The organism is Pectobacterium sp. S5 (assembly GCF_051707265.1).
GTDB classification, from domain to species: Bacteria; Pseudomonadota; Gammaproteobacteria; order Enterobacterales; family Enterobacteriaceae; genus Pectobacterium; species Pectobacterium polare.
Genome location: NZ_JAULSZ010000004.1, coordinates 427,318 through 453,252, shown reverse-complemented (window position 1 = coordinate 453,252; position 25,935 = coordinate 427,318). Strand labels below are relative to the sequence as shown.

General features: G+C 54.1%; 5 protein-coding genes. 2 read left to right on the top strand and 3 right to left on the bottom strand.

Going from position 1 to position 25,935, the window contains the following annotated elements; translation table 11 throughout:
* Window positions 1-40: 40 nt before the first annotated feature.
* The 3 genes from QWJ20_RS16795 to QWJ20_RS16785 all read right to left on the bottom strand — a co-directional run bounded on the left by QWJ20_RS16795 (window position 41) and on the right by QWJ20_RS16785 (window position 5,123).
* Window positions 41-1,402 carry an HlyD family type I secretion periplasmic adaptor subunit gene (locus QWJ20_RS16795; protein WP_095995231.1) on the bottom strand — a complete coding sequence of 454 codons (1,362 nt, stop codon included), beginning with the start codon at window positions 1,400-1,402 and terminating at the stop codon, window positions 41-43.
* Window positions 1,389-3,692: a type I secretion system permease/ATPase gene (locus QWJ20_RS16790; protein ID WP_119888353.1), complete on the bottom strand. Its 2,304-nt coding sequence runs from the start codon at window positions 3,690-3,692 to the stop codon at window positions 1,389-1,391. The genes QWJ20_RS16795 and QWJ20_RS16790 overlap by 14 nt, the downstream gene beginning before the upstream one ends.
* Before the next feature lie 78 nt (window positions 3,693-3,770).
* On the bottom strand, window positions 3,771-5,123 hold the full coding sequence (locus QWJ20_RS16785; RefSeq protein ID WP_349718519.1) for a TolC family outer membrane protein: 1,353 nt from the start codon (window positions 5,121-5,123) through the stop codon (window positions 3,771-3,773).
* 1,170 nt (window positions 5,124-6,293) lie between these two features.
* On the opposite strand from QWJ20_RS16785, the gene QWJ20_RS16780 reads away from it, so the two are divergent.
* Together QWJ20_RS16780 and QWJ20_RS16775 are read left to right on the top strand one after the other, a co-directional pair.
* The gene (locus tag QWJ20_RS16780) at window positions 6,294-15,668 is read left to right on the top strand and encodes an Ig-like domain-containing protein (RefSeq protein ID WP_433993089.1); all 9,375 of its coding nucleotides are present in this window, start codon (window positions 6,294-6,296) and stop codon (window positions 15,666-15,668) included.
* A complete protein-coding gene (locus QWJ20_RS16775; protein WP_433993059.1) occupies window positions 15,616-25,878 on the top strand; it encodes an Ig-like domain-containing protein in 10,263 nt (3,420 codons plus the stop codon). Before QWJ20_RS16780 ends, QWJ20_RS16775 begins: the two co-directional genes overlap by 53 nt.
* Window positions 25,879-25,935 lie beyond the last annotated feature (57 nt).

Genomic DNA, 25,935 nt, shown 5'->3' with positions numbered 1-25,935 from the left:
AAATGAAATAAAAAAGGCGCTCTGTCGAGCGCCTTTTTTATTATCTTTCTCGTAGTGCTTCTGCTTTTGCTCGGATAATCGGCTTTAACAAATAGCTGAGGATGGTTTTCTTGCCCGTGATTATATCAACAGAGGCCACCATGCCTGGAATGATAAGGAGTGGTTTATCGGCTGAACCTAAGTAATTCTTATCAGTCCGTAAGCGAATAATATAAAAGCTGTTCCCTTCTTTATCAGTGACGGTGTCCGGGCTGATTTGTTCCAACTGACCTTTTAGGCCACCATAGATGGTGTAGTCGTAGGCCGTCAATTTTATGATGGCATCCTGACCTGGGTGTAAAAATGCAATATCCTGAGGGCGAATTTTAGCTTCGACCAACAGCTTGTCATCCAGTGGGACAATTTCTACCAGATCGCTACCCGGTTGAATCACTCCCCCGATGGTATTCACCAGAACCTGCTGCACGATACCGCGAACAGGGGAGACGACCAGCGTTCGGTTTACCCGATCTTCGAGCGCTTTACCCGTGGCTGCAATTTTGTTCAGGCTGGTTTGTGCTTCACTAAGCTGAGATAACGCCTCACTTTTATAGCGACTACGCGTTTCCTCTATTTTATTTTCACCCTCTTTAATCGCAGACTCCGCCCGCGGAATGGAGAGTTTGATGGAATCAAGCTGACCACGGGTTTCGACTTCAGCACGGCGCAAGCGTAAAACTTCCACTTTAGAAATCGCGCCTTCCGCGATCAGCGGTTCTGACATTTTAATTTCTTGCTGGAGCAGGCCAAGACTGTTGCGGAACTGAATCTCCTTGGCTGAGAAATCCCGCAGTTCCTGCTGGCGCTGGATCAACTGTTCTTCCAGGCCGGATATCTCATTATGCAGTTGCTGGCGGCGGCTGTTATAAAGCTCTTTTTCTCCTGCTGCTATTTTAGGTGCTTGAGTCGTGATTTCTTCGGAAAGCACGAGGTCTTGACCGCTGATTTCGGCGTTTAGGCGTTCAATTCGCGACAGCAGCGCAAGCCGGTCGGCTTCGGTTTCACCGACGTTGGAGGCAAAGCGAGTATCATCAAGGCGTAGCAAAGGATCGCCTGCATTGACGACTTGTCCCTCACGAATAAACACTTCCGTGATAATGCCGCCTTCCAGGTTTTGGATTTTTTGCAGCCGGGAAGACGGGATGGCTTTACCATCGCCGCGAGTGACTTCATCGATATTCGCGAGCCCGGCCCACAGGATGAAAAACAGGAAAAAAGCACCGATAGCCCACAGCGTGAAGCGAATAGAACGTGGCGAATCCTCGGCCATTGCCCGGCTCACTTCTGGCATCGTTTGCAGGCTCTCTTCATCTCCGCCGACAAAATACCGTTTGATTCGTTTGATATATTTACCGAGACGCATTGATCTGCCCCTTCTTCAACGCATCCATCACGATTGCTTTCGGCCCATCAGCAATAATTTTACCTCTGTCGACAATCACTAAACGATCGACCAGCGCCAGCATGGAAACCCGATGGGTGACCAGCAAGAGCGTTTTCTCTGCAATCACGGGGGCCAGGGCTTGCTTTAGTCGGTCTTCGCTGGTGTTATCCATCGAACTGGTGGGTTCATCCAACACCAGAATCGGCGGATCGAGCAGCAGCGCTCTGGCTATCGCGACAGCCTGACGCTGCCCGCCGGAGAGTTGTTGACCACGTTCACCCACCTGAAGGTTATAGCCATCGGGATGCAGACGAGCAAACTCGTTCACCCCTGAAATTTCTGCGGCTCGCAACATGGCTTCGTCTTCGACATAGCGTGCACCGCTAATCAGGTTATTGCGCAGCGAACCACTAAACAGCTGAATATCCTGAGGAACATAGCCAATGTTGTGGCGTAAATCGCTGACATCCAACTGACGAGCATCGACACCGTCGATCAGGATATTGCCTGTATTAGGCTGATAGAGGTTTACGATCAGTTTTTGCAGCGAGCTTTTTCCCGAGCCGCTACGACCAATAACGCCCACTTTTTCACCGGGCGCGATGGTCAAGCTGATGCCTTGCAGCGAACTGGTTTTTTGTTCTGGGTAATTAAACGTCACATCGCGAAATTCGATACCGCCCCGGATGCTCTCGCGCTTCAGCGGGCGTTCGTTATCGCTACGCTCCTGCGGTAACTGCATCATCTGTTCAGTGGTTTGCATCGTCAAACGTGCTTGCTGGTAACGGCTGACCAGTCCAGACAGCTGGCCCAACGGCATGAGTGCTCTGCCGTTCAGCATGTAACAGGCAATCAGCCCACCCATACTGAGTTTGCCGTTAATCAGCATATAGACGCCGACGACAATCATGGCGACGCCGGCAAATTGCTGGAACCACTGCGTCAGGTTTACCGCCAGTGAAGACAGTGCCTTGGCTCGCATTTCCAGCTTGCTCAGGCTGCCAATGGTCTGTTCCCACTGGTGCTGCCGTTCACTTTCCGCATTATTGACCTTGATCGCATCCAGACAGCTCAAGGTTTCGATCAGCGTAGCCTGCCGTTCACTGGCAAGGTGCATCGTTTTTTCAATGGTGGCGGACAGCGGTTTTTGCATCGCCCAACTCGCCAGCAAGGCGATAGGGTAGGCTAATATGGAAACCCAGACCAGCGGGCCGCCGATGATGCCGATAACCAGCAGCAGAAGCAGCGTAAAAGGAAAATCGATCAGCGTCGTCAGCGTTAATGAAGATAGGAAATCTCTGAGCGACTGAAATTCATGAATATTCTGTGCAAAGCTACCGACCCGCGGTGGTCGGGCCTTCATCGACATGCCGGTAATGCGTTCAAATAACGTGGCAGAAATAATCAGGTCGGTTTTTTTGCCCGCCATATCCAGGCAAATGCCGCGCAGCGTTTTGAGTATCAAATCGAAAACAAAAGCGCCAGTCACGCCGATAGCCAGCACCCAGAGTGTCGCCGTTGCCTGATTGGGCACAACGCGGTCATAGACATTCATCACGAACAGCGGCGTGGCAAGCGCGATAATGTTCACCAGCAAACTGGCGAGGATGGCATCGAGATAGAGCGAACGCGAAAGCTTCAGCGTATCTTTGAACCAGGATTTGGTTCGGGGGATCAGCGATGGATTTTGCAGATCGAACTGATGACGAGGTTGGGCAAACATCACCAGACCGAGGTAATTCTGTTGCAGCGTATTGTGCTCAACGGAAATTTCCCCGCCTTCTGTTTCACTGGGCATCAGACGCGCGCTGCCATCAGCGTTCCAGCCTAGCAGAATCGCCGCACGTCCTTCCCGTAACAGCAACATCGCGGGGAGCGACATCTCGGAAATTTTATTCAGAGAACGTTTGAGAACGCGCCCTTGCAACCCCGCACGTGCAGCGGCTCTCGGGAGCAATTTTACCGATAACCGCTGGTTGGCTAAAGGGAGCCCCGCGGTGAGTGTGGTACGACTGACGGATTTCCCCTGCAAGGTGCAGAGGATCAGCAAGCTATCCAATAAGGGATCGTCATGGCGGCTGCGAGGGTCACTATTTTCATTAACGATAGGCTCATGAACGATCGACGGCTCATGGGCAATAGTCGACTCGTGAACACTAGTCGATTCATGAACAACAGTCGGCTCGTGAACAACAGGCTCTTGGACGATAGACTCCTGGTTAACTGATTTATCAGAACCATTTGTCTCTTGTACTGAATGCAACTTCATTTAACTAAACGTTCCCTTACGCAACGTAATTCCCCGCATATAAAGCATAATTTATCGCCGTCTGACCAATGAAATATATTAATTAAGGCTCGGCAACTCTGCTTGGGTGGTGACGTTGGTCAAGCTGGTACCGGCATCAGGCGCTGGAATCGCCAAACGGTTTAATAGCTCTCCCATACGGGATGCGATCCGGTATTCGGTATAGAGGGAGGTGAAGCGAACCTCGACCAGACGGCGCTGTGCGGTGAACAGCTCGTTCTCGCTGTCCAGCAGGTCCAGCAACGTCCTTTCTCCCAGGCCAAATTGCTTCTGATAGGCGGTACGCACTTTCATACTGCGGTCAGCATATTCAGCGGCAATCGGCAGCTGCTGGCGCGAGTTATTTAACGCTGACCAGGCTAACTTGAGTTCTTCGCTCAGCAGGCGCAGGGCATTATTTCGGACATCCTGTGCTTCTTTTACCTGATAGGCTTTTGATTCCATATTGGCTTTACTGCTACCGCCTTCATACAGGTTGTAGCGCATCCGCAACATCGCCTGCCACTCATTATTTTGACCGCGCGTCCCGTCAACATTGTTATCCATCGTGCGAGAGAGCTCAACGTTGAGACGTGGGTAAAACGTTGATTTTGAAGTCTCATATTGCTGCTGAGTGGCTTCAATATCTGACTCCGCGGATTTCAATGCCGGGCTGTTAGCCAGCATGATGCGCAGCGCTTCCTCCAGCGAGGCGGGGAGTTTTATCGCAGACGCATCTGGCATCACCAAATTCTCTGGTACCTTACCCACAATGCTCATGTAGTTGGTTTTGGCGTCGTCCAGATTGGTTTTTTCTGTCAGCACATTGTTACGTGCCTGCGCAAGACGTGCTTCGGCCTGATCCAAATCGGCCAATCGCCCAACGCCTTGTTCGCTACGCAGCCTGATTTGATCGTAAATGCGCTCATGGCTTGCAAGGTTGGCTTCCGCCAGACGGACAAATTCCTGACGCTGCAGCACACTGAGATAGACCTGAACGGTATCTAACGCTGTTGCCTCACTGGTATTTAATACTTTATAGGCGCGTGAATTGACCGTAGCGCGTTGTCTGCCCACTTCGCTGGAGGTGGCGAAACCATCAAACACCGTCTGGCTTAGATTGATACTCGATTCCTGGCGGCTGAGTTCAACGCGCTTATTGGTGCTGGCGCGTGTTGAAGGGCTATCGGTCTCTTCGCGTCCAACGCCTGCACTTAGCGTGATAGAGGGGAGATATCCGCCTTTTGCCGCACGTAAATCATGTTCTGCAGAAAAACGACTATTAATAGAGGCGCTTACTTCAGGATGCGTATAAAGCGTGCTTTTTATTGCTTCCTGAATCGTCTCGGCATGCGTCGCTGTGGAAAAAATGGTAATAAAAGGTAATAAAGCAAAATGGTATCTACGCATCATCAGCAGTTTTCCTTCACAAAAACTTTATTTGTGATTATTCCTATTAAAGTGTTTGAGTGTTATATAAACGCTTAACGAATTGATTTGATTTTATTCCTTTTATATCAATATGTTAATTTCATCCCTGACGTGCCTTAATGCGGTAAAAATAAGGCTTACTCTAAATGAGTAAAGTTCTGGAAAGAATATTCCGAATTTTTTATTATATCGGTCATTGAGTCAAGCGTTTGACGCATAACGACAGCACTATCGTAACGCTTTTTTTCATAAAATGTCAGGACGACACACAGCAAATCAACCTTATCAGGATGATAGCAAAAATCTATAGCCGCAATATCGCCACATTATAAAAATAATTATAGATATCAAGGAGAAAGTATTTTGAATGGTGTGATTGGTGTCATTAAGTTCGTTATTGGACAAGTATTTATCGTCGCGCTTGATGGAAGCCAGAGACTGCTAGTTGCTGGCGATCGGGTTTACAGCGGTGAAGAAGTGGTAACCGGTGCTAATGGCGCGGTTTCAATCACATTACCGGATGGCAAAACATTGGATTTGGGGCGTGATAGCCGCTGGAGCGATGTTAGCAACGCATCCTCTCAGGCCAGTGCGGATGTCGCCGATGATGTCGCTGCTATACAAGATGCTATCGCTCAGGGCGCCGACCCAACACAGGTATTAGAAGCGACTGCCGCAGGTAATGACGACACTGGAGAAGCGGGTGACGGCGGCGGTGGGCATTTCAATCCAACGGTCGTTCTGAATTTGACGGCCGAGGTCGTGACGACCCCGATTGGCTATGATACCGCGGGCCTGTCGTTTACTGACCGAGCCTCGTCCGTTCTGGATGGCGTAGATTCATCCACGACGTTGCTGGCTGCGGCAACGGATACCACCGATACCACTCCGCCTTCTGTCACCATTGTCATAAACAGTGATGGCACAGTAAGTTTTGTCTTCACCACACCGCCCGTTGGTTTTGACCTCAGTGATATCACCGTAACAAACGGCTCAGTAACGAATCTGGTGCAGGATCTTAACGATCCGACGCGCTGGACGGCGACATTGACGCCAGCCACCAATTTTGAGGGAGAAGTCCGCCTCAGCATTCCTGACGGCAGCTACACCAATGCTGCGGGCATTCCTGGCACGGGTGGCAGTGAAGCGGTAATGGTCGATACTTTGCCCCCTGTTGCCTCAATTTCTATTGATAACGTCACGTCGGATAACGTGATTAATGCCAGCGAATCCGGTCAGACGATTGCGGTGACGGGTCAGGTCGGTAATGAAGTCAAAGCAGGCGATGCGATCACTGTTACCGTCGGCACGGAAACGTACCAGACGACGGTGAATACCGATGGCAAGACCTGGAGTGTCAATGTACCGGGATCCGTACTGGCAGCGAATGGTGATGTGAGTGCAACGGTCACTACCCGCGATACCGCAGGCAATGTCACGACTGTCAATACGAGTCACACTTACGGTGTGGACACCGTTGCGCCAGTAGCGTCGATCTCTATTGATGATGTCACCAGCGATAACGTGATTAACGCGACCGAGTCCGGTCAGACAATTGCCGTCGCGGGTCAGGTCGGTAATGAAGTCAAAGCAGGCGATGCGATCACTGTTACCGTCGGCACGGAAACGTATCAGACCACGGTGAATACCGACGGCAAGACCTGGAGTGTCAATGTTCCGGGAGCGGTGCTTGCAGCGAATGGTGATATCTCTGCGACGGTCACCACACGCGATCCAGCGGGCAATGTCATCACTGCCAATACCAGTCACACTTACGGCGTGGATACGGTTGCGCCAGTCGCTTCGATCTCTGTTGATAACATCACCAGCGATAACGTGATTAACGCCAGCGAATCGGGTCAGACGATTGCGGTCACCGGTCAGGTCGGCAATGAAGTCAAAGCGGGCGACGCGGTTACCGTTAAAGTCGGTACCGAGACTTACCAGACGATCGTGAATACCGACGGCAAGACCTGGAGCGTGAATGTTCCGGGATCGGTGCTTGCAGCGAATGGTGATATCTCTGCGACGGTCACCACACGAGATCCAGCGGGCAATGTCACCACCGCGAACACCAGCCATGCTTACGGTGTGGATACGGTTGCTCCGGTGGCGTCGATCTCTATTGATAACGTCACGTCCGATAACGTCATCAATGCGACCGAGTCGGGCCAGACCATCGCAGTGACTGGTCAGGTTGGCAATGAAGTTAAAGCGGGCGACGCCGTTACGGTTTCCGTTGGTACGGAAACCTATCAGACCACGGTAAATACCGACGGCAAAACCTGGATCGTCAACGTTCCCGGTTCTGTGCTGGCAGCGAATGGTGATGTGAGTGCGACAGTCACCACACGCGATCCAGCGGGCAATGTCACCACTGCCAATACCAGTCACACTTACGGCGTGGATACCGTCGCGCCAACTGCATCGATTACTATCGATAACGTCACCGCTGACAATGTCATCAATGCTACCGAATCGGGTCAGACCATTGCCGTCACGGGTCAGGTCGGCAATGAAGTCAAAGCGGGTGATGCGGTTACCGTGAAAGTCGGCACCGAAACCTACCAGACGACCGTCAATACTGACGGCAAGACCTGGAGTGTGAACGTACCGGGATCCGTGCTGGCCGCAAACGGTGATATCTTCGCCACGGTCACTACTCGCGATCCAGCGGGCAATGTCACCACCGCCAATACCTCTCATGCCTACGGTGTGGATACGGTTGCGCCAACCGCGTCGATTGCTATCGATAATGTCACCAGCGATAACGTCATCAATGCGACCGAATCCGGCCAGACCATTGCGGTCACCGGTCAGGTTGGCAATGAAGTCAAAGCAGGCGATGCGATAACCGTTACCGTTGGCACCGAAACCTATCAGACGACGGTGAATACCGACGGTAAGACCTGGAGCGTCAACGTTCCGGGCGCTGTGCTGGCAGCCAATGGCGATGTGAGTGCGACAGTCACCACGCGTGATACCGCAGGTAACGCCACCACAGCCAATACGAATCACACTTACGGTGTCGATACCGTCGCACCAGTTGCCTCGATCTCTGTAGATAACATCACATCAGACAACGTCATCAACGCCATTGAGTCCGGCCAGACGATTGCGGTGACGGGTAAAGTCGATAACGACGTTAAAGCGGGTGATGCGATCACCGTTAAAGTCGGTAGCGAGACCTACCAGACCACGGTGAATACCGACGGTAAAACCTGGAGTGTGAATGTTCCCGGTGCTGTACTGGCCGCTAATGGTGATGTGAGTGCAACTGTCACCACGCGCGATACCGCAGGTAACGTCACCACCGCCAACACCAGTCACACTTACGGTGTCGATACGGTTGCGCCAGTGGCTTCAATTTCAATTGATGATGTCACCAGCGATAACGTGATTAACGTGACCGAGTCCGGTCAGACGATAGCTGTCACGGGGCAGGTCGGTAATGAAGTGAAAGCCGGCGATGCGATCACCGTTACTGTTGGCACCGAAACCTATCAGACGACCGTCAATACGGATGGTAAAACCTGGAGCGTCAACGTGCCGGGATCGGTGCTGGCAGCGAACGGCGATGTCAGTGCGACCGTCACCACGCGTGACCCCGCAGGCAATGTCACCACTGCGAACACCAGTCACACTTACGGTGTGGATACCGTTGCGCCAACCGCATCGATTACTATCGATAACGTCACCAGCGATAACGTGATTAACGCTAATGAATCCAGACAAACGATCTCTGTTACCGGAAAAGTCGGCAATGAGGTTAGGGCGGGCGATAGCGTTACGGTAAAAATTGGCACTGAAACTTACCAAACGACCGTCAATACCGACGGTAAAACCTGGAGCGTCAACGTTCCGGGATCCGTGCTGGCAGCGAATGGTGATGTGAGTGCGACGGTCACCACGCGTGACACCGCAGGTAATGTCACGACTGCGAACACCAGTCACACTTATGGTGTGGACACCGTTGCGCCAATCGCGTCGATTGCTATCGATAATGTCACCAGCGATAACGTCATCAACGCTACCGAATCTGGCCAGACGATTGCCGTCACCGGTCAGGTGGGCAACGAAGTCAAAGCGGGCGACGCCATTACCGTCAAAGTCGGTACCGAGACCTACCAGACGACTGTCAATACCGACGGCAAGACCTGGAGCGTCAACGTTCCCGGTTCAGTACTTGCTGCTAACGGTGATGTCTCTGCTTCGGTCACCACGCGTGATGCCGCAGGCAATATCACCACTGCGAATACCAGTCACACTTACGGCGTGGATACGGTTGCGCCAGTGGCGTCGATTGCTATCGACAATGTCACCAGCGATAACGTGATTAACACCAGCGAATCGGGCCAGACCATTACGGTGACGGGTAAAGTTGGCAACGAAGTGAAAGCCGGCGATGCGGTTACCGTTACCGTCGGTACCGAGACCTACCAGACGACGGTGAATACCGATGGCAAGACCTGGAGCGTGAATGTACTGGGTTCTGTGCTGGCAGCGAATGGCGATATCTCTGCCTCGGTCACCACCCGTGATACGGCGGGCAATTCCACTACCGCGAACACCAGTCACATTTACGGTGTCGATACGGTTGCGCCAGTCGCTTCAATTTCAATTGATAACATCACGTCAGATAACGTCATCAATGCCAGCGAGTCCGGCCAGACGATTGCTGTCACCGGTCAGGTCGGCAATGAAGTGAAAGCCGGTGATGCGGTCACGGTTAAAGTCGGCACCGAGACCTACCAGACCACCGTGAATACCGACGGCAAGACCTGGAGCGTGAATGTTCCCGGTTCTGTATTGGCTGCTAACGGTGATGTCTCTGCTTCGGTCACCACCCGCGATACAGCAGGTAACGTCACTACCGCCGATACTACTCATGCCTACGGTGTGGACACTGTTGCACCAACCGCATCGATATCTATCGACAATGTCACCAGCGATAACGTGATTAACGCGACCGAATCCGGTCAGACGATAGCCGTCACCGGTCAGGTTGGTAATGAAGTCAAAGCTGGCGATGCGGTTACCGTTACCGTCGGCACCGAGACCTACCAGACCACCGTGAATACCGACGGCAAGACCTGGAGCGTGAATGTTCCGGGCACTGTATTAGCGGCCAATGGTGATATCTCTGCTACCGTCACCACACGCGATACCGCTGGCAACGTCACCACCGCGAATACCAGCCATGCTTACGGCGTGGATACCGTTGCACCAATCGCATCGATTACTATCGATAACGTCACGTCTGATAACGTCATTAACGCGACCGAGTTCGGTCAGACGATTTCGGTCACGGGTCAGGTCGGCAACGAAGTCAACGCGGGTGATGCGGTTACCGTTACCGTCGGCACCGAAACCTATCAGACCACGGTGAATACCGATGGTAAAACCTGGAGCGTGAATGTTCCGGGCTCGGTACTTGCTGCGAATAGCGATGTCAGTGCAACCGTGACCACGCGTGATACCGCGGGCAATGTCACGACTGCCAACACCAGTCATGCTTACGGTGTCGATACCGTCGCGCCGGTGGCGTCTATCTCTATCGATAATGTCACGTCCGATAACGTGATCAATGCGACCGAGTCCGGCCAGGCGATTGCGGTGACGGGTCAAGTCGATAACGACGTTAAAGCGGGCGACGCCGTCACGGTTAAAGTCGGTACCGAAACGTACCAGACGACGGTGAATACCGATGGTAAAACCTGGAGCGTGAATGTTCCGGGATCGGTGTTGGCCGCCAACGGTGATGTGAGCGCCACGGTCACCACGCGCGATACGGCGGGTAACGTCACCACCGCCAATACGAATCATACTTACGGTGTCGATACCGTCGCACCAGTTGCCTCGATCTCTGTAGATAACATCACATCAGACAACGTCATCAACGCTACTGAGTCCGGCCAGACGATTGCGGTGACGGGTAAAGTCGATAACGACGTTAAAGCGGGTGATGCGGTTACCGTCAAAGTCGGTACCGAAACCTACCAGACCACGGTGAATACCGATGGAAAAACCTGGAGCGTGAACGTTCCTGGCGCTGTTTTAGCCGCGAATGGCGATATTTCGGCGACGGTGACCACGCGCGATACCGCAGGCAATGTCACCACCGCCAACACCAGTCACGCTTACAGTGTGGATACCGTCGCGCCAACTGCATCGATTACTATCGATAACGTCACCGCTGACAATGTCATCAATGCTACCGAATCGGGTCAGACGATTGCCGTCACCGGTCAGGTTGGCAACGAAGTCAAAGCGGGTGATGCGGTTACCGTGAAAGTCGGCACCGAAACCTACCAGACGACGGTCAATACCGACGGCAAGACCTGGAGCGTCAACGTGCCGGGTTCTGTGCTGGCCGCGAATGGCGATGTCAGTGCGATGGTTACGACGCGCGATACCGCGGGCAACGTGACCACCGCGAATACCAATCACACTTACGGTGTGGATACCGTCGCGCCCGTGGCGTCGATCTCTATCGACAATGTCACGTCGGATAACGTGATTAACGCCAGTGAGTCTGGGCAGACGATTACCGTCACCGGTCAGGTCGGCAATGAAGTCAAAGCGGGCGATGCGATCACCGTTACCGTCGGTACCGAGACCTATCAGACGACCGTGAATACCGATGGCAAGACCTGGAGCGTGAACGTTCCTGGCGCTGTTTTAGCCGCGAATGGCGATATTTCGGCGACGGTGACCACGCGCGATACCGCAGGCAATGTCACCACCGCCAACACCAGCCACGCTTATGGCGTGGATACGGTTGCGCCAGTGGCGTCGATCTCTGTCGACAATGTCACGTCGGATAACGTGATTAACGCCAGTGAGTCTGGGCAGACGATTACCGTCACCGGTCAGGTGGGCAATGAAGTCAAAGCAGGCGATGCGATCACTGTTACCGTCGGCACGGAAACGTATCAGACGACCGTCAATACCGATGGTAAAACCTGGAGCGTGAATGTTCCGGGATCGGTGCTGGCCGCCAATGGTGATGTAAGTGCCACGGTTACCACCCGCGATACGGCGGGCAACGTCACCACCGCTAATACCAGTCACACTTATGGTGTGGACACTGTTGCGCCAACCGCATCGATTACTATCGATAACGTCACCGCTGACAATATCATCAATGCTACCGAGTTCGGTCAGACGATTGCCGTCACGGGTCAGGTTGGCAATGAAGTCAAAGCGGGCGACGCGGTTACCGTCAACGTCGGTACTGAAACGTACCAGACCACGGTGAATACCGATGGCAAGACCTGGAGCGTCAATGTTCCGGGCACTGTATTAGCGGCCAATGGTGATATCTCTGCAACGGTCACCACACGCGATACTGCCGGTAACACAACCACTGCGAACACCAGCCACGCTTACGGTGTTGATACGGTTGCGCCAGTCGCGTCTATCTCTATTGATAACGTCACATCCGATAACGTGATCAATGCTACCGAGTCCGGTCAGACGATTGCGGTGACTGGTCAGGTTGGCAATGAAGTCAAAGCGGGTGATGCGGTTACCGTTACCGTCGGCACCGAGACTTACCAAACGACAGTCAATACTGACGGTAAGACCTGGAGCGTCAACGTTCCGGGGGCGGTGCTGGCAGCGAATGGTGATATCTCTGCTACTGTCACCACACGCGATACCGCAGGCAATGTCACCACCGCTAATACCAGTCACACTTACGGCGTGGATACGGTTGCGCCGGTTGCCTCAATTTCAATTGATAATGTCACATCCGATAACGTGATTAATGCTACCGAATCCGGTCAGACGATTGCGGTGACGGGTCAAGTTGGCAATGAAGTTAAAGCGGGCGATGCGATCACCGTTACCGTCGGCACGGAAACGTACCAGACAACGGTGAACACCGATGGCAAGACCTGGAGCGTCAATGTTCCCGGTTCTGTTTTAGCAGCCAATGGTGATGTGAGTGCGACGGTCACCACTCGCGATACCGCAGGTAACGTCACTACCGCGAATACCTCTCATGCCTACGGTGTGGATACGGTTGCGCCAGTGGCGTCGATCTCTATTGATAACGCCACATCCGATAACGTGATTAATGCCAACGAGTCCGGCCAGACGATTGCCGTCACCGGTCAGGTCGGCAACGAAGTCAAAGCGGGTGACGCCGTTACCGTCAACGTCGGTACTGAAACGTACCAGACGACGGTGAATACCGATGGCAAGACCTGGAGCGTGAATGTTCCGGGATCGGTGCTGGCGGCGAATGGTGATATATCTGCTTCGGTCACGACGCGCGATACGGCAGGTAACGTCACTACTGCGAACACCAGCCACGCTTACGGTGTGGATACCGTCGCGCCAACTGCATCGATTACTATCGATAACGTCACCGCTGACAATGTCATCAATGCCAGTGAATCCGGTCAGACCATAGCCGTCACCGGTCAGGTTGGTAATGAAGTTAAATCGGGCGACGCCATCACGGTTACCGTCGGTACCGAGACCTACCAGACCACCGTGAATACTGACGGTAAAACCTGGAGCGTGAATGTTCCCGGTTCTGTACTTGCTGCTAACGGTGATGTGAGTGCCACGGTCACCACGCGTGATACCGCAGGCAACGCCACCACCGCCAATACCAGTCACGCTTACGGCGTGGATACCGTCGCGCCAACAGCCTCTATTTCTATCGACAGCGTCACTGCTGACAATGTCATCAATGCTACCGAATCGGGTCAGACGATTGCCGTCACCGGTCAGGTCGGCAATGAAGTTAAAGCGGGCGACGCCGTTACGGTTAAAGTCGGTACCGAGACCTACCAGACCACGGTGAATACCGACGGTAAAACCTGGAGCGTGAATGTTCCAGGCTCAGTGTTAGCCGCGAATGGTGATGTGAGTGCGACGGTCACCACGCGCGATACCGCGGGTAATGTCACTACTGCGAATACCAATCACACTTACGGTGTGGATACCGTTGCACCGGTGGCGTCGATTGCTATCGATAATGTCACGTCCGATAACGTGATTAACGCGACCGAGTCTGGCCAGACGATTGCCGTCACCGGTCAGGTCGGCAACGAAGTGAAAGCCGGTGATGCGGTTACCGTCAAAGTCGGCACCGAAACGTACCAGACTACGGTCAATACCGACGGCAAGACCTGGAGCGTGAATGTTCCGGGCGCGGTACTTGCAGCCAATGGTGATGTCAGTGCGACGGTTACGACGCGCGATACCGCAGGTAACGTTACCACCGCCAATACCTCTCATGCCTACGGTGTCGATACGGTTGCGCCAGTCGCGTCGATTGCTATCGATAACGTCACATCCGATAACGTCATCAATGCTACCGAGTCCGGTCAGACGATTGCCGTGACCGGTAAAGTCGATAACGACGTGAAAGCGGGCGATGCGATTACCGTTAAAGTCGGTACTGAAACGTACCAGACCACGGTCAATGCGGATGGCAAGACCTGGAGCGTCAATGTTCTGGGATCCGTACTGGCCGCGAATGGCAATGTCAGTGCAACGGTCATCACGCGTGATGCCGCAGGCAATGTCACCACTGCCAATACCTCGCACACTTATGGTGTGGATACCGTTGCGCCAGTGGCGTCGATTACTATTGATAATGTCACGTCGGATAACGTGATTAACGCTGCCGAATCGGGTCAGACGATTGCGGTGACGGGTAAAGTCGATAACGACGTTAAAGCAGGCGATGCGATCACTGTTAAAGTCGGCACCGAGACCTACCAGACGACGGTGAATGCGGATGGCAAAACCTGGAGCGTCAACGTTCCGGGATCTGTGCTGGCCGCCAATGGCGATGTGAGTGCGACGGTGACGACACGTGATACCGCCGGCAATGTCACCACCGCGAACACCAGTCACACTTATGGCGTGGATACCGTTGCGCCGGTTGCTTCAATTTCAATTGATAACATCACGTCAGACAACGTGATTAACGCCAGCGAGTCCGGTCAGACCATTGCCGTGACGGGTCAGGTCGGCAATGAAGTGAAAGCAGGTGACGCGGTTACCGTTACCGTTGGTACGGAAACCTATCAGACGACGGTCAATACCGACGGCAAGACCTGGAGCGTGAATGTTCCGGGTTCGGTGCTGGTAGCCAATGGCGATGTGAGTGCAACCGTCACTGAAGTCAAAGCGGGCGATGCCGTTACTGTTAAAGTCGGTACCGAGACTTACCAGACCACGGTGAATACCGACGGCAAGACCTGGAGCGTGAATGTTCCCGGTTCTGTACTGGCCGCCAATGCTGATGTCAGTGCAACCGTSACCACWCGCGATMCMGCGGGCAAYGTCACGACAGCSAATACCAATCACRCTTACGGYGTGGATACSGTYGCGCCAGTGGCGTCGATCTCTATCGACAGTGTCACGTCAGATAACGTGATTAACGCGACCGAGTCYGGTCAGACCATTGCCGTGACGGGTCAGGTCGGCAATGAAGTGAAAGCAGGTGACGCGGTTACCNGTGAATGTTCCCGGTTCTGTACTGGCCGCCAATGCTGATGTCAGTGCAACCGTGACCACACGCGATACCGCGGGCAACGTCACGACAGCGAATACCAATCACACTTACGGCGTGGATACGGTTGCGCCAGTGGCGTCGATCTCTATCGATAACGTCACGTCTGATAACGTGATTAACGCGACCGAGTCCGGTCAGACCATTGCCGTGACGGGGCAGGTAGGCAATGAAGTGAAAGCAGGTGACGCGGTTACCGTTACCGTTGGTACGGAAACCTATCAGACGACGGTCAATACCGACGGCAAGACCTGGAGCGTGAATGTTCCGGGTTCGGTGCTGGTAGCCAATGGCGATGTGAGTGCAACCGTCACCGTGAATGTTCCCGGTTCTGTACTGGCCGCCAATGCTGATGTSAGTGCAACCGTSACCACWCGCGATMCMGCGGGCAAYGTCACGACAGCSAATACCAATCACRCTTACGGYGTGGATACSGTYGCGCCAGTGGCGTCGATCTCTATCGACAGTGTCACGTCAGATAACGTGATTAACGCGACCGAGTCYGGTCAGACCATTGCCGTGACGGGGCAGGTAGGCAATGAAGTGAAAGCAGGTGACGCGGTTACCGTTACCGTTGGTACGGAAACCTACCAGACGACGGTCAATACTGACGGCAAGACCTGGAGCGTCAATGTTCCGGGTTCTGTATTGGCAGCCAATGGCGATGTGAGCGCCAGCGTCACCACGCGCGATACCGCAGGTAATGTCACCACCGCGAATACCAGCCATGCTTACGGTGTGGATACCGTTGCGCCAGTCGCGTCGATTGCTATTGATAATGTCACCAGCGATAACGTGATTAACGCCAGCGAATCGGGTCAGACGATTGCGGTGACGGGTCAGGTCGGCAACGAAGTGAAAGCGGGCGACGCGGTTACGGTTACCGTTGGTACCGAGACTTACCAGACGACGGTGAATACCGATGGCAAGACCTGGAGCGTGAATGTTCCCGGTTCCGTGCTGGCCGCGAATGGCGATATCTCGGCGACGGTTACCACACGCGATACTGCGGGTAATGTCACTACTGCCAATACCAGCCACACTTACGGTGTCGATACCGTTGCACCAGTGGCGTCGATCTCTATCGATAACGTCACGTCCGATAATGTGATCAATGCCAGCGAATCCGGCCAGACGATTGCGGTCACTGGCAAGGTGGGCAATGAAGTCAAAGCCGGTGATGCGGTTACCGTGAAAGTCGGTACCGAAACTTATCAGACGACGGTCAATACCGATGGCAAAACCTGGAGCGTCAACGTTCCGGGATCCGTGCTGGCCGCGAATGGTGATGTGAGTGCGACGGTCACCACGCGGGATACCGCAGGTAACGTGACCACCGCGAATACTAATCACACTTATGGTGTGGACACCGTTGCGCCAACCGCATCGATTACTATCGATAATGTCACCGCTGACAATGTCATCAATGCTACCGAATCGGGTCAGACGATTTCCGTCACCGGTCAGGTCGGCAACGAAGTCAAAGCGGGTGACGCCGTTACCGTCAACGTCGGTACTGAAACGTACCAGACCACGGTGAATACCGATGGTAAGACCTGGAGCGTGAATGTTCCGGGCGCGGTACTGGCAGCCAATGGTGATGTCAGTGCGACGGTTACGACGCGCGATACCGCAGGTAACGTTACCACCGCCAATACCTCTCATGCCTACGGTGTCGATACGGTTGCGCCAGTCGCGTCGATTGCTATCGATAACGTCACGTCCGACAACGTGATTAACGCCAGCGAATCCGGTCAGACGATTGCCGTGACTGGTCAGGTGGGCAATGAAGTCAAAGCGGGCGACGCCGTTACGGTTACCGTCGGCACGGAAACGTACCAGACCACCGTCAATACCGATGGTAAAACCTGGAGCGTGAATGTTCCCGGATCTGTTTTAGCGGCGAACGGTGATATCTCCGCCACCGTCACCACGCGTGACACCGCGGGCAATGTCACCACCGCGAATACTAATCACACTTATGGTGTGGACACCGTTGCGCCAGTCGCGTCGATTGCTATTGATAATGTCACCAGCGATAACGTGATTAACGCCAGCGAGTCGGGCCAGACGATTTCCGTCACCGGTCAGGTCGGCAATGAAGTCAAAGCAGGCGATGCAGTTACCGTTAAAGTCGGTACCGAGACCTACCAGACGACCGTCAATACTGACGGCAAGACCTGGAGCGTCAACGTGCCGGGTTCGGTACTTGCTGCGAATGGTGATGTGAGTGCGACGGTTACGACGCGTGATACCGCAGGTAATGTCATTACCGCTAATACCAGTCACGCTTATGGTGTTGATACTGTCGCACCTGTGGCCTCAATTTCTATTGATAATGTCACCAGCGATAACGTCATCAACGCTACCGAATCTGGCCAGACGATTGCCGTCACGGGTCAGGTCGGTAATGAAGTGAAAGCGGGCGATGCSATCACCGTCAACGTCGGCACGGAAACGTACCAGACCACCGTGAATACTGACGGTAAAACCTGGAGCGTGAATGTTCCCGGTGCGGTGCTGGCCGCGAATGGCGATGTCAGTGCAACCGTCACCACACGCGATACCGCGGGTAACGTCACCACCGCCAATACCAATCACACTTACGGCGTCGATACCGTTGCACCAGTGGCGTCGATCTCTGTCGATAACGTCACGTCCGATAACGTGATTAACGCGACTGAATCGGGCCAGACGATTGCCGTCACGGGTCAGGTCGGTAATGAAGTGAAAGCGGGCGATGCCATCACCGTTACCGTCGGCACCGAGACCTATCAGACGACCGTCAATACCGACGGCAAGACCTGGAGCGTCAATGTTCCGGGTTCTGTGCTGGCCGCGAATGGTGATGTGAGCGCTACGGTTACCACGCGCGATACGGCGGGCAACGTCACCACCGCCAATACCAGCCACACTTATGGCGTGGATACGGTTGCGCCAGTCGCGTCGATTGCTATCGATAACGTCACGTCCGACAACGTGATCAATGCGACCGAGTCCGGTCAGACGATAGCGGTCACGGGGCAGGTCGGCAATGAAGTGAAAGCCGGTGATGCGATCACCGTTACCGTCGGCACGGAAACCTATCAGACGACGGTGAATACCGATGGCAAGACCTGGAGCGTGAATGTTCCGGGATCGGTTCTGGCAGCCAATGGTGATGTGAGCGCCACGGTTACCACCCGCGATACCGCGGGCAACGTCACCACCGCGAATACCAGCCACTCTTACGGTGTGGATACCGTCGCGCCAACCGCGTCGATTACTATCGATAACGTCACCGATGACAATGTCATCAATGCCAGCGAATCGGGTCAGACGATTTCCGTCACCGGTCAGGTCGGCAACGAAGTCAAAGCGGGTGACGCCGTTACCGTCAACGTCGGCACCGAAACCTATCAGACGACGGTCAATACCGATGGCAAAACCTGGAGCGTGAACGTTCCCGGTTCTGTACTTGCTTCTAACGGTGATATTTCTGCTTCGGTCACCACGCGCGATGCGGCGGGTAACGTCACCACCGCCAATGCCAGCCATGCTTACGGTGTGGATACCGTCGCGCCAACGGCTTCCATCTCTATCGATAACGTCACATCCGATAACGTCATCAATGCGACCGAGTCCGGTCAGACGATTGCCGTCACCGGTCAGGTTGGCAACGAAGTGAAAGCGGGTGACGCCGTTACGGTGAAAGTCGGTACCGAAACGTACCAGACGACGGTGAATACCGATGGAAAAACCTGGAGCGTGAACGTTCCGGGTGCGGTACTTGCTGCGAATGGGGATGTGAGTGCGACCGTCACTACCCGTGACACCGCCGGGAACGTCACTACCGCGAATACCAATCACACTTATGGTGTCGATACTGTCGCGCCAGTAGCGTCTATCGCTATCGACAACATCACATCTGATAACGTCATCAACGCCAACGAATCCGGTCAGACCATTGCCGTGACGGGTAAAGTAGGCAATGAAGTCAAAGCGGGTGACGCGGTTACCGTTAAAGTGGGCACTGAAACTTACCAAACGACCGTGAATACCGATGGCAAGACCTGGAGCGTGAATGTTCCCGGTTCTGTACTGGCTGCTAACGGCGATGTGAGTGCTACGGTCACCACGCGCGATCCAGCGGGCAATGTCACCACTGCGAACACTAGTCACACTTACGGTGTGGACACCGTTGCACCAGTTGCTTCAATTTCAATTGATGATGTCACCAGCGATAACGTCATTAATGCTACCGAATCGGATCAGACGATAGCCGTGACGGGTAAAGTCGACAACGACGTGAAAGCGGGCGATGCGGTTACCGTCAAAGTCGGCACGGAAACGTACCAAACCACCGTGAATACCGATGGTAAAACCTGGAGCGTTAACGTTCCGGGATCGGTGCTGGCAGCGAATAGCGATGTGAGTGCCACGGTCACCACGCGCGATACGGCGGGTAACGCCACCACGGCGAATACCAATCACACTTACGGTGTGGATACCGTTGCGCCAGTAGCCTCAATTGCTATCGACAGTGTCACATCCGATAATGTGATCAATGCGACCGAGTCCGGTCAGGCGATTGCTGTCACGGGTCAGGTCGGTAATGAAGTCAAAGCAGGTGATGCGATCACGGTTACCGTCGGCACGGAAACGTACCAGACGATCGTCAATACCGACGGCAAGACCTGGAGCGTGAATGTTCCGGGATCCGTGCTGGCCGCCAATGGTGATGTGAGTGCGACGGTCACCACTCGCGATACCGCAGGTAATGTCACTACGGCCAATACCTCGCACACTTACGGTGTCGATACGGTTGCACCAGTCGCTTCGATCTCTATTGATAATGTCACGTCTGATAACGTGATTAACGCCAGCGAATCCGGCCAGACCATTTCGGTGACGGGTCAAGTTGGCAATGAAGTCAAAGCGGGCGATGCGGTTACCGTTACCGTTGGTACCGAAACGTACCAGACCACGGTGAATACCGATGGTAAGACCTGGAGCGTGAATGTTCCAGGCGCAGTGCTGGCGGCGAACGGTGATGTGAGTGCGACGGTCACCACACGCGATATCGCAGGCAACGCCACCACCGCCAACACCAATCACGCTTACGGTGTCGATACGGTTGCGCCGGTTGCTTCAATTTCAATTGATAATGTCACCGCTGACAATGTCATCAATGCTACCGAGTCCGGCCAGACGATTGCCGTCGCGGGTCAGGTGGGCAATGAAGTCAAAGCGGGCGACGTCGTTACGGTTAAAGTCGGCACCGAAACGTACCAGACCACGGTGAATACCGATGGTAAAACCTGGAGCGTCAATGTTCCGGGATCCGTGCTGGCAGCGAATGGCGATATCTCTGCTTCGGTGACGACGCGCGATACTGCAGGCAATATCACCACCGCGAATACCAGTCATGCTTACGGTGTGGACACCGTTGCTCCTGTTGCATCGATTGCTATCGATAATGTCACTAGCGATAACGTAATTAATGCTACCGAGTCCGGTCAGACGATTGCCGTCACGGGTCAGATTGGCAATGAAGTCAAAGCGGGCGACGCGGTTACCGTCAAAGTCGGCACCGAGACCTACCAGACGACGGTCAATACCGATGGCAAAACCTGGAGCGTGAACGTTCCGGGCTCAGTATTAGTGGCGAATAGCGATGTGAGTGCCACGGTCACCACGCGCGATACGGCTGGGAATGTCACTACGGCCAATACCAATCACACATACAGTGTGGACACCGTTGCGCCTGTGGCGTCGATCTCTATCGATAATGTCACGTCTGATAACGTGATTAATGCGACCGAGTCCGGTCAGACGATTGCGGTCACCGGTCAGGTGGGCAACGAAGTGAAAGCAGGCGATAGCGTTACCGTCAACGTCGGCACGGAAACGTACCAGACAACCGTCAATACCGATGGTAAAACCTGGAGCGTCAACGTTCCGGGATCGGTGCTGGCAGCGAATGGCGATGTCAGTGCAACGGTGACGACGCGTGATACCGCGGGTAACGCGACCACCGCCAATACCTCTCATGCTTATGGCGTGGATACGGTTGCACCTGTGGCCTCAATCTCTGTCGATAACATCACGTCGGATAACGTGATTAATGCTACCGAATCCGGCCAGACGATTGCGGTCACGGGGCAGGTCGGCAACGAAGTCAAAGCGGGGGATGCGGTTACCGTTACCGTCGGTACCGAGACCTACCAGACCACCGTGAATACTGATGGTAAAACCTGGAGCGTCAATGTTCCGGGTTCTGTTCTGGCAGCGAATGGCGATATCTCCGCCACTGTGACTACCCGTGATACCGCAGGCAATGTCACGACTGCCAATACCAGTCACACTTACAGTGTGGACACCGTTGCGCCGGTTGCTTCAATTTCAATTGATGATGTCACCAGCGATAACGTGATTAACGCCAACGAATCGGGTCAGACGATTGCGGTCACCGGTCAGGTCGGCAATGAAGTCAAAGCGGGCGATGCGGTTACCGTCAAAGTCGGCAGCGAAACCTATCAGACCACGGTGAATACCGATGGCAAGACTTGGAGCGTCAACGTGCCTGGTTCGGTACTTGCTGCGAATGGTGATGTGAGTGCGACGGTGACGACGCGCGATACCGCAGGTAACGTAACCACCGCGAATATTAATCACACTTATGGCGTGGATACGGTTGCGCCAACCGCATCGATTACTATCGATAACGTCACCGCTGACAATGTCATCAATGCCAGCGAATCGGGCCAGACGATAGCGGTCACCGGTCAGGTYGGCAATGAAGTCAAAGCGGGTGACGCGGTTACCGTCAAAGTCGGTACCGAGACCTACCAGACGACCGTCAATACCGATGGCAAGACCTGGAGCGTGAATGTTCCGGGTGCGGTGCTGGCAGCAAACGGTGATGTGAGTGCCACGGTGGCGACGCGCGATACGGCAGGTAACGTCACCACCGCCAATGCCAGCCATGCTTACGGTGTGGATACCGTCGCGCCAACGGCTTCCATCTCTATCGATAACGTCACATCCGATAACGTGATCAATGCTACCGAATCCGGTCAGACCATTGCCGTGACGGGTAAAGTAGGCAATGAAGTCAAAGCGGGTGACGCGGTTACCGTCAAAGTCGGCACCGAGACCTACCAGACGACCGTCAATACTGACGGCAAAACCTGGAGCGTGAATGTTCCGGGTTCCGTGCTGGCCGCGAATGGCGATATCTCCGCCACCGTGACTACCCGTGATACCGCAGGTAACGTGACTACCGCGAATACCTCTCATGCCTACGGTGTCGATACGGTTGCGCCAATCGCGTCGATTACTATCGATAACGTCACGTCAGATAACGTCATCAATGCTACCGAATCCGGCCAGACGATTGCGGTGACGGGTAAAGTCGGCAATGAAGTCAAAGCGGGTGACGCAGTTACCGTTAAAGTCGGTACCGAGACCTACCAGACGACGGTCAATACCGACGGTAAGACCTGGAGCGTCAACGTTCCGGGCTCCGTGCTGGCCGCGAATGGTGATGTGAGTGCCACGGTTACCACACGTGATACTGCGGGTAACGTCACCACCGCGAACACCAGCCATACTTATGGTGTGGATACCGTCGTGCCGGTGGCGTCGATCTCTATCGACAATGTCACGTCAGATAACGTCATCAATGCTAATGAATCCAGACAAACTATCTCTGTTACCGGAAAAGTCGGCAATGAGGTTAGAGCAGGCGATAGCGTTACCGTCAAAGTCGGCACCGAAACCTACCAGACGACCGTCAATACCGACGGCAAGACCTGGAGTGTCAATGTTCCCGGTTCGGTACTGGCGGCTAACAGTGACATTAGCGCGAGCGTGACCACGCGTGATGCAGCGGGGAACGCCACCACGGCGAATACCCATCATGCATACAGCGTAGATACGACCGCACCAGAAATTGATATTACGAATTTCGCGGGTAACGATGGCTATGTTAGCCAAAGTGAGTCGAAAAACACCCTGGTCAGCGGCACCAGCAACGAGAAGAAGGTCGATCTGGTCTTTACCGATGTGAATGGTAAGTCGGTTACGTTGCATGATGTGCCCGTGACGAACGGAAAATGGCAGACGAATGTCGATCTGAGTACGTTAGCGGAAGGCAAGATTACCGCCGGGGCGACGGCAACCGATGCGGCAGGTAATCAGGCGCATGATAACAGTCAGGCCATCATGGATGTTACGCCGCCAGCCGCACACAACAACACGGTGTCTGGTACGGAAGACACGCCGTTGCACATTGGCTGGAGCGATCTGGGCGTATCGAGCGATACCACCAGCATCGTGATTTCGTCTCTGCCGCCTGCTGCCGCTGGCACGCTCTATTTTAATGATAACGGGAGTTGGAAAGCGGTCACCGCTGGACAATCCTTTACGGCTGGCACCACCGATCTACGCTTTACGCCAGCGAGTAATGTCTCTGGCGCCGCGCTGGGGGACATTGCTTACCGGCCTGTTGATAGCGCCGGGAACACGGGCGATAAAGCCGCGTTGCACATTGGTATTACGCCAGTCGCCGATGCGCCAGTCGTGAGCCTGAGCACCTCCAGCGTTACCACAGCGCCAGCTTCTGCGGAAGTCATTAAGGTGAATGGGGGAAGCGCGAACGGTGGCTTTGACGTGCAGAACGGAAAAATTGTCGCGGTGGGCAACGGCGTCCGCGTCTGGCTGACCGAGGGGGATTCGGTCCCTACCGTCGTCGGCAACGGAAAAGTGGCGTACTACAGTCAGGGCAATACCAGCGGGGATGGCAATTACAGCGATATCTTCGTTGTGCACTCCAACAGCGGCTATTTTTATCGTCAGAGCGACTGGGCGGCCGATCGTAAGGATCACCGCGATCTGGATTCATTCAACGGTAACCGCACCAATAACGGCAGCAACGCGCACTCTGACTACGTTTTCGTTATCAAGGAAACGGGTTACACCTATAACGCGACCTATAGCACCAACAACAACGCGAATACGTCGGTCAACACGCTGGATGGGCTGAAGGTTAATTATACCGATAGCAGTGGCAAGTCAGGCTCGTTTACGAGGCAGGTTAGCAACAATATCGAAGGCGTGATCTACAGCGATGGATCGACGTATACCCCCGGCACCAATAGCGCGACGGTGGAAAAAGTCCCCGGTCAGGCGGGAAAACAGACTTATACGCTCGATGTTTCCGCGGCATTGACCGACCGCGACGGTAGCGAAACGCTGTCAGGGATTAGGTTGACGGGGATCCCGACGGGAACGGTGCTGACCGACCAAATCAATAACGTGAAATATACCGTCGGTGCTGATGGTTCATACCTGATTCAAAATGCGCACAACGCCATGACGTTAGCCGGGAAAATCACGCTTGAGGTGCCGGCCGATGCGGGTAAATTGAATGTCGTGGCGCAGGCGACATCGACAGAAATGGGTAACCACGATACGGCAACTGGCTATTCAGCGGAAGGTGCTGAACAGTATGGGCTGAGTGTCGGTGCGGCGGGCAATGACACGATGTCCGGTACGTACAATGATGGTGTGTTGTTTGGCGATGTCGTGTCGTTTCCTAATATCGACGGTAACGGCATTGCGGCTTTACAGAACTACATCGGCAAACAGTTAGGCATGCAAACGGGCGTCCCGACGACGAAGGACATGCATAACTATATTGCTGCGCACAGTTCAGAGTTTGAACTGTCGTCGTCGAAGGGGGGGAATGACATACTCAATGGCGGCGCAGGGGATGATATCCTTTTCGGCCAGGGAGGAAATGACACCCTCTACGGTGGGGCGGGGAATGACCTGCTTTACGGCGGCAGCGGAGACGACATCCTGATTGGCGGCGCGGGGGGCGATACGCTCATCGGCGGTGCGGGTGCGGATACCTTTAAGTGGCAGGCTGGCGATATCGGCAACGATGTGATCAAAGACTTCAATGCCAAAGAGGGTGACCGGATTGATTTAAGCGATCTGGTTGGCGAACTGGAGGAAGGCACCGATATCAGCCGCTATATTCGCATCACCGATAATCATGGTTCACCGACGATTGAAGTGAGCACTGCGGGGAACTTTACGGCGGATAAAGGCGGAACGGTTGCAGTGTCGATTACGTTGGAACACTATAACGGTGCATTGCCGTCGCTTGAAAGTCTGGTCAGCAAGCCAGAACCGTCTAGCTGACGAAAAGGGGGAGCCTGCCCGGCTCCCTTTTTTATCAAAAACTTAAAAGGTCTCCGA

Bases quoted from the DNA above. Each gene is read 5' to 3' on its own strand.
- QWJ20_RS16795 (WP_095995231.1), bottom strand. From the start codon at position 1,402: ATGCGTCTCGGTAAATATATCAAACGAATCAAACGGTATTTTGTCGGC.
- QWJ20_RS16790 (WP_119888353.1), bottom strand. From the start codon at position 3,692: ATGAAGTTGCATTCAGTACAAGAGACAAATGGTTCTGATAAATCAGTT.
- QWJ20_RS16785 (WP_349718519.1), bottom strand. From the start codon at position 5,123: ATGATGCGTAGATACCATTTTGCTTTATTACCTTTTATTACCATTTTT.